Source organism: Candidatus Methylomirabilota bacterium (assembly GCA_035260325.1).
Classification (GTDB): Bacteria; Methylomirabilota; Methylomirabilia; order Rokubacteriales; family CSP1-6; genus AR19.
In genome coordinates, this window is sequence record DATFVL010000155.1 from 1 (window position 1) to 10,674 (window position 10,674).

The 10,674-nt window shown below is 72.0% G+C and carries 9 protein-coding genes; 8 read left to right on the top strand and 1 reads right to left on the bottom strand.

Features of this window, described 5'->3' with window-relative positions; translation table 11 throughout:
* From VKG64_10245 to VKG64_10280, 8 genes are all read left to right on the top strand, one after another.
* Positions 1-663, top strand: a 663-nt coding sequence (locus VKG64_10245; protein HKB25422.1) for an amidohydrolase family protein, incomplete at its 5' end; no start/stop codon positions are given.
* Positions 664-854: 191 nt separating this feature from the next.
* Positions 855-2,246 carry an SEC-C metal-binding domain-containing protein gene (locus VKG64_10250; protein HKB25423.1) on the top strand — a complete coding sequence of 464 codons (1,392 nt, stop codon included), beginning with the start codon at positions 855-857 and terminating at the stop codon, positions 2,244-2,246.
* Positions 2,247-2,304: 58 nt separating this feature from the next.
* On the top strand, positions 2,305-2,853 hold the full coding sequence (locus VKG64_10255; GenBank protein HKB25424.1) for a hypothetical protein: 549 nt from the start codon (positions 2,305-2,307) through the stop codon (positions 2,851-2,853).
* The gene (locus tag VKG64_10260; GenBank protein ID HKB25425.1) at positions 2,846-3,568 is read left to right on the top strand and encodes a UPF0158 family protein; all 723 of its coding nucleotides are present in this window, start codon (positions 2,846-2,848) and stop codon (positions 3,566-3,568) included. The genes VKG64_10255 and VKG64_10260 overlap by 8 nt, the downstream gene beginning before the upstream one ends.
* Positions 3,569-3,821: 253 nt before the next feature.
* Positions 3,822-6,242, top strand: coding sequence for a xanthine dehydrogenase family protein molybdopterin-binding subunit (locus tag VKG64_10265; GenBank protein HKB25426.1), 2,421 nt, complete (start codon positions 3,822-3,824; stop codon positions 6,240-6,242).
* Positions 6,239-7,105: a xanthine dehydrogenase family protein subunit M gene (locus VKG64_10270; GenBank protein ID HKB25427.1), complete on the top strand. Its 867-nt coding sequence runs from the start codon at positions 6,239-6,241 to the stop codon at positions 7,103-7,105. The genes VKG64_10265 and VKG64_10270 overlap by 4 nt, the downstream gene beginning before the upstream one ends.
* The gene (locus VKG64_10275; GenBank protein ID HKB25428.1) at positions 7,098-7,577 is read left to right on the top strand and encodes a (2Fe-2S)-binding protein; all 480 of its coding nucleotides are present in this window, start codon (positions 7,098-7,100) and stop codon (positions 7,575-7,577) included. Before VKG64_10270 ends, VKG64_10275 begins: the two co-directional genes overlap by 8 nt.
* Positions 7,574-9,913, top strand: coding sequence for a xanthine dehydrogenase family protein molybdopterin-binding subunit (locus VKG64_10280; protein ID HKB25429.1), 2,340 nt, complete (start codon positions 7,574-7,576; stop codon positions 9,911-9,913). The genes VKG64_10275 and VKG64_10280 overlap by 4 nt, the downstream gene beginning before the upstream one ends.
* A gap of 166 nt (positions 9,914-10,079) precedes the next feature.
* Here VKG64_10280 and VKG64_10285 read toward each other — a convergent pair whose 3' ends face one another.
* On the bottom strand, positions 10,080-10,490 hold the full coding sequence (locus VKG64_10285) for a hypothetical protein (protein HKB25430.1): 411 nt from the start codon (positions 10,488-10,490) through the stop codon (positions 10,080-10,082).
* Positions 10,491-10,674: the final 184 nt, after the last annotated feature.

Sequence of the window (10,674 nt, forward strand, 5' to 3'; positions counted from 1 at the left end):
CCGGAAGTCCGCCGTGCCCAGAAGCACGGACTGTGCGTGATGTCTCACAGCGGCGGCAACTCGATCCCCGGCTCGAGCCCGATCACCCACGACGTGCTGCTGTATCTGAAGCCCGACGTCTGCGGCCACGTGAACGGGGGGACGACCTCGCTCGACGAGGCGGGGCTCGACGCGATCATCCGCCGGACCGACATGGCGCTCCAGCTCGTCCAGGCGGGGAACCTCCGCTCGGCGCTCTATATATTGAAGCGCGCGCGTGAGGCCGGCGTGCTCCCGCGCGTCTGCGTCGCGAGCGACACGCCCACGGGCACGGGCGTCATGCCCATGGGGGTGCTCAAGAGCGTGTGCGAGCTCGCATCGCTCGGCGACCTGCCGGCCGCCGAGGCGATCGCCCTGGCCACGGGCAACAACGCGCGCGCGTTCAGGCTCACCACGGCGACGGGAACCATCGCCGTCGGCGCGCCCGCCGACCTCGTCGTCTGCGACGCGCCGGCGGCGTCGCTCGCGGAGGACGCCCTCGACGCGATCGCCCGCGGCGACATCCCCGGGATCTCGTGCGTCGTCGTGGACGGGCAGGTGAGGGTGGGCCGGAGCCGCAACACGCCGCTCGCCAAGCGCCTCGCGACGTTCACGGGCGTCGCGGTCGCCGGCGCCGGGCACTGAGAGCGGCGGCGTCACTGGGCCGCTGACCGCCGTCGGGGCCACGAGACGAACGCCGCCCGAACGGCGTTGACAGCGCGGCGCCCGCACCCACAGAATCGCCACACGATGGCGCGGGGAAACCAGCTCGCTCGCCAGTGGCGCCTGCGACAGTTCCTGGACCGGCCGCCGGGGGCCGAGGACGGACGCGGCGCATGAGCGCCGTCGGACGGAACGACTCGTGCCCCTGCGGCAGCGGCAAGAAGTACAAACGGTGCTGCCTCGGGAAGGACGCGCCCGCGCCGGGCGCGTGGACGGCGGGGGAGCGGGACGGCGCCCTCGCGCGCCTGATGCGGTTCTCCCGGCGCGCCGAGTTCGACGGGGACCGCGCCGCCGCGGAGCTCACGTTCTGGGGCAAGCGCCTCGAGCGGCTGACGCGGGCGGAGGCGCGCGAGGCGATGGACTTCGAGCAGAGCCGGGTCGGCTTCCACGAGTGGCTCGTCTTCGACTGCCCGCTTCACGGCGGCGGGACCATCGTCGAGCGGTTCCTCGCGCGCGAAGGCGACGGCCTCCGGTCGGGCGAGCGGCGCTATCTCGCGCGGATGCGGCTCTCGCACCTCCGCCCCTACGAGATCCAGGCGGTGCGGCTCGACGAGGGGCTCGACCTTCTCGACCTGTGGGCCAACAAGCGCGTCCCTGTGCGCGAGCGTCTCGCCACGCGCCAGCTCGTCCAGTGGGACGTCCTCGCCGCGCGCGTCATCCTCGGGCCCCACGGCGCTCCGGTCCTCGACGGCTCGCCCTACCTCTACCCGGCGCGCGAGAAGGAGCTGATCCTCCGCGTCCTGCGGCGGCTCAGCCGGTCGCTGCGCGGCAAGCTGCCGCTCCGCGATGAGACGGCATTCTTCAAGAACATCGGCATGGCGTTCCACGACCTTTGGCTGGAGTTGGTCGCCCGGCGGCCGATGCCGACCTCGGTGACCGCCGAGGGCGACGAGGTGATGCTTTGCCGGGCCGTCTTCGACGTGCGCGACCGCGCGGCCCTGGAGGCGGCGCTCGCGAACCGCCCGGAGCTGGAGCGCCAGGACGACGGCAGCTACGCCTGGCTCGCCGAGAGTGCCGACGAGGGCGGCTTCCGCCGCGGCTTCGGCACGTTCGTGCTCGAGGAGAGGCGCGTCGTGCTGGAAACCATCTCGCGCCAGCGCGCCGAGCGCGGGCGCGCGTTGCTCGAAGCGGCGGCCGGCCCCGCCGTCGCGTACCGGGCCACGAGCCACGAGAGCGTTCAGCGGGCGCTCGAACGCCGGCGCGCCCGGCCGGCCGCGCGCGACCGGCGGCCCGCCCGGCCCGAGGAGGAGGTGCCGCCGGAAGCCGCCGCCGAGATCGTCCAGGCCTTCTACGAGCGCCACTACCGGGGCTGGCTCGACGAGCCGCTGCCCGCTCTCCGCGGCCGCACGCCGCGCCAGGCCGTAGGCCTCAAGTCCGCGCGCCCCAAGGTGATCGCGCTCCTCAAGGACATGGAGAACCTCTCGGCCCGCGAGCGCATGGAGGGCCACTCCGCCTACGACTTCGGCTGGATGTGGGGCGAGCTGGGGCTCGAGCGGCCGGGGTGAGGATGGCGCCTCCAGTGACCTTCCCTGTCAGAGGTCGGCGGGAGGCTGGGGACCAGGAGTGACCGAAGAGCTGGAGGTTCTCACGACGGTCACCGGGCGTCTCGAGGCCGCCGGGATCGCGTACATGGTGACCGGATCGTTCGCGGCCAACTACTACGCGCTGCCACGCATGACGCGCGACATCGATCTCGTGGTCGAGCTGTCGGGGGGCGACGCCGACCGGTTCTGCGCCCTGTTCGAAGGCGACTTCTATCTCGACCGGGACGCGGTCCGTGCCGCCATCGCCGGCCGGAGCACGTTCAACCTGATCCACCAAGCCCACGTGATCAAGGTGGACTGCATCGTCCGCAAGGACACCGACTACCGCCGCACGGAGTTCGCGCGCCAGCGGCGCGGCTCCATCGAGGGCCACGGGCTCGCCCTCGTCGCGCCCGAGGACCTGATCATCTCCAAGCTCGACTGGATGCGAGAGACCCGCTCGGAAGTCCAGCTCGACGACGTCCGCAACCTCCTGCGATCGGTGCCCGACCTGGACATGCAGTACCTGGCGCGCTGGACCGAGCGCCTCGGGCTCGGCGCGCTGTACCGGGAGGCGCGGGGTGACTGACACTCCACCCGACGTCCTGCAGCGGTACCGGGCCATGCTCCTCGCGCGCTCGCCCGAGGAACGCCTGAAGATGGGCTGCTCGATGGGCGCCACGGCGCGGGCCCTGGTGCGCGCCTCGGTGCTGGCGCAGGACCCGCACGCGCCGCCGGCCGCGCTGCGCCGTGCGCTCTTCCTGCGCTTCTACGGCCACGAGTTCGATGAGGCGGAGCGGGAGAGAATTCTGGCGTGGCTGGGCCAGGACGAACCTCGACCCGCAGCGTCGCCGAGGAGAGTGCCGGTGGACTGGGCCGCCCTCGAGACCGCGCTGACCTCGAACCCCGGCGAGTGGACCTGCCATCTCGACGTGCGGAGCGGCGAGGTGCAGATGGTCCCCGTCGATCGCCTCGGCGAAGGCGACGACTGGCCGTCGGAGGAGCAGATCGACATGGGGCTCGAGGCGGGGCACCTGATCCACATCGAGCCGCTGGGCTCCCGGGTCGAGTACGGCTGGATGGCGGAGTTCGTTGCGACGGTTGACGACGCGCGGCTGCGCGACCGGCTGGAGGTCGCCCTCGATGGCCGCGGCGCCTTCCGCCGGTTCAAGAACGTCCTGTTCGACGATCCCGCTGAGCGCGAGCGCTGGTTCGCGTTTCGAGGCGAGCGGCTGCGCGCGGCGGCGCGGGAGTGGCTGGACGACCTCGGGATCGATCCCGCGGCGCCGCCGGCATCACCGTAATGGCGTCGCCTCCCGGAATCGACCGATACGGAATCGCCCGTTCCACAGCGGCCGCGCGGTAGAGTACCGCACGGCGGTCGGCCAGCGAAGCGGACAGTTCACGGGAGCGGACACAATGCGCTCCCTGCAATCATGGTTCGCGCGCTTGACATGCCGCGGCGCCGCTGACTAGAGTGCAGCGCCCCCGCATGAGCGACGCGCGCCTTTCTCAGGCCACCCACGGCTCAAGCCGGCCTCGCGGACCCCGCTACAGATGAGCGCGACGAAGTGGATCGGCAAACCGGTGAAGCGCGTCGAGGACGCGCGGCTCCTCACCGGGCGCGGCGCCTACATCGACGACCACCCGCCGGTCGCGAACCTCTTCCACGCGGCGATCGTCCGCTCGCCCCACGCCCACGCGCGCATCCTCGGCTACGACGTCGCCGCGGCGCGCGCGATGGACGGCGTCGTCGGCGTCGTCACGGGCGCGGACGTCGCGAAGCACACCAAGCCCTTCGCGGTCGGCGTCACGGCGCCCGTCCACTACTACTGCGCGGCGACCGACCGGGCGCGCTTCGTCGGCGAGCCCGTCGCCGTCGTCGTGGCGAAGAGCCGGTACGCCGCCGAGGACGCGGCGGACTTGGTGCGCGTGGACTACGAGCCGCTGCCGGCCGTCGTGGATCCGGAGCGTGCGCTCGAGCCCGACGCGCCGGTCCTCCACGAGGCCGTCGGCTCGAACCTCGCGAACAATCGCCGGCTCGTGTACGGCGACCCGGACCGCGCCTTCCGCGACGCCGACGTCGTCGTCAAGGAGCGCTTCAAGTTCCCGAAGTACGGCTCGACGCCGATCGAGACCTACGGCGTGATCGCGAAATGGGACGCGCTCGAGGGCGTGTGCACGGTGTGGTCGAACTTCATGGGGCCGTTCATCATGCACCCGCTGACGGCGCGCGTGCTCGGGCTGCCCGAGAACCGGCTCCGCTTCATCGTCCCGCCGGACATCGGCGGGAGCTTCGGCATCAAGTCGCTGATCTATCCCTACATCGCGCTGATCGCGCTCGCCTCGAAGCTCACGGGCGTCGCGGTGAAGTGGATCGAAGACCGCCACGAGCACCTGCTGGCCTCCTCGACGGGCACGGATCGCGTCGCGTATCGCGAGCTCGCGGCGAAGAAGGACGGCACGATCCTCGGCATGCGCTTCCGCTGGCTCGATAACGTCGGCGGCTACATCCGGAGCCCGGAGCCCGGCTGCAGCTTCCGGCCGACCGGCAACTTCGTCGGCCCCTACCGCTTCCAGCACCTGGAAGTCGACGCCTCGACCGTCATGACCAACAAGAGCCTCACGGGGCCGAATCGCGGCTACGCGTGCGGCCACCTCTACTTCGAGACGGAGGGGATGCTGGACCGTCTCGCCGACGAGCTCGGCGTGGACCCCGCCGAGGTGCGCCGGCGGAACCTCATCCAGCCCCAGGCGATGCCGTACCGGACGCCGAGCGGCGGGCTCTACGACTCGGGCGACTACCCGAAGGCCTTCGACAAGGCGCTCGAGCTCGCGAAGTACGCGGAGCTCCGGCGCGAGCAGGCGAAGGCGCGGGCCGCCGGCCGCTGGTTCGGCGTGGGGCTCGCCCTCGCCGTGGATCCATCCGTCTCGAACATGGGCTACGTCGCGACGGCGCTCGATCCGCAGTTCCGCGCCAAACCCGAGTACCTGCCGAAGTCTGGCGCAGTGGACTCCGCGACCGTCAAGGTGGATCCGCTCGGGCGCGTCACCGCGATCCTCGGCACGACGCCGCAAGGGCAGGGCCACCAGACGGTCGTCTCGCAGATCGTCGCCGAGGAGCTCGGGCTCGACCCCGAGGACGTGACCGTCGTGGACGAGATGGACACGTTCACGCGCGTCTGGTCCATCTCGTCGGGGACGTATTCGAGCCGCTTCGGCTCGGTCGGGACCTCTGCCGTCGCGCTCGCGGCGCGGAAGCTCAGGGCGAAGCTCGTCGAGTACGCCGCTCACCTGATGGACATGCCGGTCGCTCAGGTCGAGTGGAGGGACGGCGCCGTCAGGCCGAAAGAAGGGAAGGGGCCGTCGTACTCGGTCAAAGACCTCGCCGGGCGCGCGCACTGGAACACCGAGTCGCTTCCCGAGGGGATGGAGCCCGGCCTCCAGGCGACGGCGGTCTTCGGCTTCACCGTGTCGAAGGCCGTGGACGCCGAGGACCGCGTGAACTCCTCGAACACCTACGGCTTCATCGCCGAGGTGATGGCGGTCGAGGTGGATCCGGAGACCGCGGCGATCAAGATCCTCCGCTACGTCTCCGTGCACGACGCGGGGACGATCATCAACCCGATGATCGCCGAGGGCCAGATCTACGGCGGCGCGCTCCACGGCCTCGGCGGCGCGCTCTACGAGGAGCTCGCGTACGACGAGGACGGCCAGTGCCTCACGGGCACCTTCATGGACTATCTGGTGCCGACGGCCTCCGAGGCGCCGACGATCGAGATCGCCCACGTCGTCTCGCCCTCGCCGCTGACGCCGCTCGGCTCGAAAGGGCTCGGCGAGTCCTCGTCCATGACGGTGCCCGCGGTCATCGCCAACGCCGTCAGTGATGCGCTCAAGCCGCTCGGCATCAGGATCAACGAGCTGCCGATGACGCCGTCGAAGCTCTACGCGCTGATCAAGAAAGCCCGGAAGGCGTGAAACCTCCGAAGTTCGACTACCACGCGCCGACGACGGTGGACGAAGCGCTGGCGCTGCTCCAGCGCTACGGCGGCGACGCCAAGGTCCTCGCGGGCGGCCAGAGCCTCATGCCGCTCTTGAATTTCAGATTGAGCCGGCCCGCGGCCCTCGTCGACCTGAACCGTATTCCCGCGCTCGCGTACATCAGAGAGCACGACGGCCAGGTGAGGCTCGGCGCGATGACGCGCCAGCGGACCATCGAGTTCGACTCGATCGTCGCCCGGAAGCTCCCGCTCCTCCGCGAGGCGACGCGGTGGGTCGGGCACCTCCCGATCCGCACGCGCGGGACGATCGGCGGATCGATCGCTCACGCGGACCCCTCGGCGGAGTACCCGGCGGTGCTGACGGCGCTCGAGGGCGAGGTGGTCGCGCGCGGCCCGAAGGGCGAGCGCGTCGTCCCGGCGCGGGACCTCTTCCGGACCTATCTCACGACGAGCCTCGAGCCCGAGGAGATCCTGGTCGAGGTCAGGTTGCCCGCGACGCCGGCCGGCGCGGGCGTGGCGCTCGAGGAGTTCGCGCGGCGCCACGGCGACTTCGCGATCGTCGGGATCGCCGCGATGATCGTGCGCGAGGGCGAGCGCTGCAAGCAGGCGCGCCTCGCGACGGCGGGCGCCGGGCCGGTGCCGCTGCGCCTGCGCGCCGCGGAGGAGATCCTCGAGCGCGAGGGCCTGGGCGACGCGGCGATCGAGGCCGCCGCGCGGCGCGCCGCGGAGCTGGTCTCGCCGGACTCGGACATCCACGCCTCGGCCGACTACCGGCGCCATCTCACGGGCGTCCTCACGCGGCGCGCGCTCAAGCGCGCGCTGGGAATCGCGCGTGGCTGACCTCGTCACCGTCCGCCTCAAGGTGAACGGCATCGCGTACGAGGAGCGCTGCGAGCCCCGGAAGCTCCTCGTGGACTTCGTCCGAGAGGACCTCGGGCTCACGGGCACGCACGTCGGCTGCGAGCATGGCATCTGCGGCGCGTGCACGATCCTCGTGGACGGCGAAGCCGCGCGCTCGTGCATCATGCTCGCCGTCCAGGCCGACGGCGCCGAGCTCACCACGGTCGAGGGGCTCATGCGCGACGGCAAGCTCCATCCGCTCCAGGAGGCGTTCCGCGAGCACCACGGCCTCCAGTGCGGCTTCTGCACGCCGGGGATGCTGCTCACCGCGCTCGACTTCCTGCGCACGAACCCGTCGCCGACCGAGGCCGAGATCCGCGAGGGGATCTCCGCCGTGCTCTGCCGCTGCACCGGCTACCACGGCATCATCAAGGCCGTCGAGGCCGCCGCCCCCGCGCTCAGGAAGTCGTGACCCTGATCGGCGCGCGCGTTCGCCGCGTCGAGGACGCGCGCCTCCTCACGGGCCGGGGGCGCTTCCTCGGGGACCTCGTCCTGCCGCGGATGCTCCACGCGGCGTTCCACCGGAGCCCGCACGCGCACGCGCGGATCCGCGACCTCGACCTCACCCCGGCGCGGTCGGCGCCGGGCGTCGCCGCGTGCCTCGGCGGTGAGGATCTGCGACCGCACGCGCGGCCGATCCGCGCCGAGTCACGCATGAAGGGCTACCGCGCGACGGACTTCCCGGCGCTCGCGGTCGGCAAGGTCCGGTACGCGGGCGAGGCCGTCGCCGTGGTGGTCGGCGAGAGCCGCTACGCCGCCGAGGACGCGGCCGAGCTGATCAGCGTCTCCTGGGAGCCCTTGCCGGTGGTCGTCGGCGCCGAGGCCGGCGCGGAGACGGGGAGCCCGCTCGTCCACGAGGAGGCCGGCAGCAACGTGCTGCTCTCGCGCGCCTTCGTCCAGGGCGACGCGGAGGCGGCGCTCCGCGGCGCCGCGGTCGTGGTGGGCGACCGCTTCCGCTTCCACCGGCACGCGGGCGTCACGATGGAGAACCGCGCGTGCCTCGCCGACTGGGACGCGGGCGCCGGCGTGCTGACGCTCTGGTCCTCGACCCAGGTGCCCGGGCTCCTGCGCGACGCCCTCGCCGACCTGCTCGGGGTCCCGGCGCATCGCGTGCGCGTCGTCGCCCCCGACGTGGGCGGCGGTTTCGGCGTGAAGAGCGCGCTCTACCCCGAGGAGGTCGCGGTCGCGGCGCTCGCGCGACTCCTGGGCCGTCCGGTGAAATGGGTCGGCGACCGGCGCGAGGACCTCCTGACGAGCACGCAGGCGTGGGACGAGGTGATCGACGCGCGCCTCGGGCTCCGGGCGGACGGCACGCTCGAGGCGCTCGCGGCGCGCGTCCTCGCCGACGTCGGCGCCTACTCGGTGCACCCGTGGACGGCCTCCATCGAGGTCATCCAGGTGATCAGCTTCCTGCCCGGCCCCTATCGTCTCCCGCACTACAACGGCGAGGCGTGGGGCGTCGCGACCAACAAGGCGCCGATGGGGCCGTACCGCGGCGTCGGCCGGCCCGTCTCGACGTTCGTGATGGAGGCGCTCCTCGACCGCGCCGCGCGCCGGCTCGGGATGGATCCCGTCGAGCTGCGCCTGAAGAACCTGATTCGCCCGGGGGAGCTGCCCTACCGCTCGCCGTCGGGCGTCGTCTGGGACGGCGGGAGCTTCGTCGAGTCGCTCGAGCGGGCACGGGACGCGGCGGACTACGCGGGCGCGCGCGAGGAGCAGCGCCGCGGGCGCGAGCGCGGTCGGCTCGTCGGCGTCGGCGTCGCGGCCTACGTCGAGCTGACCGGCGTGGGCTCGGCGATCCCCGCGTCGCCCGGCGCGGCGATCAACACCGGCACCGAGGGCGCCACGGTGCGCGTCGATCCCGGCGGCACGGTGACGGCGACGTTCGGTCTCGCGTGCCACGGCCAGGGCCACGAGACGACGCTCGCGCAGGTCGTCGCGGACGAGCTCGGCGCGCGCTTCGAGGACGTTCGCGTGATCCACGGCGACACCGCGGCGTCGCCGACGGGCACCGGGACCTACGCGAGCCGCAGCGCCGTGATCGGCGGCGGCGCCGCGATCCTCGCCTCCCGCGCGCTCCGGGAGAAGGCGACGCGGATCGCGGCGCACCTCCTCGAGGCGGGCGCTGAGGACATCCATCTCGAGGACGGGCGCGCGTCCGTGCGCGGGACCGGCAAGAGCGTCGCGTTGCGCGAGATCGCGTCCGCGGCCTACGCGGGCGCCAAGCGCCTGCCGAAGGGGATGGAGCCCGGGCTCGAGGTCACGCGCTTCTACGATCCCTACTTCGGCACCGCGTCGAACGCGGCCCACGTCGCCGTCGTCGAGGTGGACCCGGAGACTTTCGCGGTGACGCTCCGCCGGCACGTCGTCGTCGAGGACTGCGGCCGGATCATCAACCCGCTCGTGGTCGAGGGGCAGGTGATCGGCGGCGTCGCCCAGGGGATCGGCGCGGCGCTCCTCGAGGAGGTCGTCTACGGCGACGACGGCCAGCTCTTGACCGGCACGCTCATGGACTATCTGGTGCCGACGGCGTCGGAGGTACCCGCGATCGAGGTGCACCACCTGGAGCGCCCGTCGCCGAGCACGCTCGGCGGCTTCAAGGGCGTGGGGGAGGGTGGCACGATCGGCGCGCCGGCCGCGGTGGCCAACGCGATCGCCGATGCGCTGGCGCCGCTCGGCGTCGAGATCAGCGAGCTGCCGGTGACGCCCGACCGGCTCTTTCGCCTCGTGCGTCGACCCTACCGCTGACCCCCGCCCCGCCCACGACGACGTCCATCTCGACCGTGAACGGGCCGTCGGATCGCGAGGGCAACGGGCCGCCCTACACCTCGTCGCGGACGACCCGTCGGTCTTCGAGTGACAGTGTCAGGTATGTCGCTCCGGACGTGTCCTTCTCATGTCTCGCCGTCGCGCTTCACGGCGCCGGCTGACTTGCACGTCGCGAGCGCTCGGCTTGCATGTGCTGCTCGAATCCGAGCAGGCGGCCGAACTCGAACGGGAGGACACCCGGCAGAGAGAATTGCGAGATCCCATACGCGTACAGGCCCGTGATGAAGAACGCGATGCCCGCGTCACCGGGCTGGCCGAAGAGGGCCAGGGCGATGGGCTTCACGAAGAAGATCGCCAGTGAGCCGAGAAGGCCGGCGAGCATGCCGAGAATGCCGATGAGTCGGAGACCTCTGATGATGACCGAGGGGACGAAGGCGTCGAGGGATGCGCCGACCCGAACGACGGTGAAGACTCGGTAGAGGACGAGCGCCAGCGTCACCACCAGGCCGCCGAGACCGATGGCGGCCAGCATCCCGCCCCCCGTCGCCGGTCCCACCCAACCCGAGGCGCCATACAACGCGGACGGGAAGATCATTCCGAGTAGCGTCAGACAGTACAGCGCCTTGAGCAGACCGTCCCTTCGATCCGCATCGCTATTCTCCTCCGGGTGCGTCCTCGACCGAGCGTAGGCGGTTCTCTACGACGCGCGCTCTGAGCATTCCGACGAGGCAGGCCACGGC

Bases quoted from the DNA above. Each gene is read 5' to 3' on its own strand.
- VKG64_10265 (HKB25426.1), top strand. From the start codon at position 3,822: ATGAGCGCGACGAAGTGGATCGGCAAACCGGTGAAGCGCGTCGAGGAC.
- VKG64_10250 (HKB25423.1), top strand. From the start codon at position 855: ATGAGCGCCGTCGGACGGAACGACTCGTGCCCCTGCGGCAGCGGCAAG.